Raw genomic sequence first — 559 nt, 5'->3', positions numbered from 1 at the left:
GGACGAGGTGGACCATGTGCTGTGGTGCACCGGGTACCGGGCGACCGTGCCGTTCCTCGACCCGGCGCTGGTGCCGGACCCGGCCCGGCTGCCGCTGTACCGGCATGTGTTCCCGCTGGACGACGACGCCCTGTCCTTCGTGGGGCTGATGCAGTCGACGGGGTCGGCGCTGCCGGTGGTGGAGGCGCAGAGCCGGCTGCTCGCCGCCTGCCGGACCGGGCGGCTGCGCAGGCCGTCGCGGGACCGGATGCTGGCGTCGGTCACCGCCGAACTGCACGCGGCGCGGGAACGCTGGGGCGACAGGCGGCCGCACATGCGGATCGACGTGGACCAGTATCTGCGCCAGGTGGCGCGGGACCTGAAGGGCGTACGGAAGGCGACGCCGCTCGCGGGACGGAGGGTGCTCGTGACGGGCGCGGCGGGGACGTTCGGCCGGGCGCTGGGCGCGCGCTTCACCGAACTCGGCGCCCGGGTCGTCGGGTTGGACCTGCACGCCGACGCCTCGGCGCCGGTGCCGGTGGTGGCCTGCGACCTGACCGACCCCGAGTCGGTGACGAAG

The 559-nt window shown here is 75.0% G+C and carries 1 protein-coding gene; it reads left to right on the top strand.

Going from position 1 to position 559, the window contains the following annotated elements:
- Positions 1 to 7: 7 nt before the first annotated feature.
- Positions 8 to 559: NAD-dependent epimerase/dehydratase family protein (locus LPA54_RS35800; RefSeq protein WP_308112922.1), on the top strand; the 552-nt coding region annotated here is incomplete at its 3' end.

This window comes from Streptomyces sp. DH12, from assembly GCF_020873895.1.
Lineage (GTDB): Bacteria > Actinomycetota > Actinomycetes > Streptomycetales > Streptomycetaceae > Streptomyces.
This window is presented reverse-complemented; position numbering and strand designations above follow the sequence as displayed.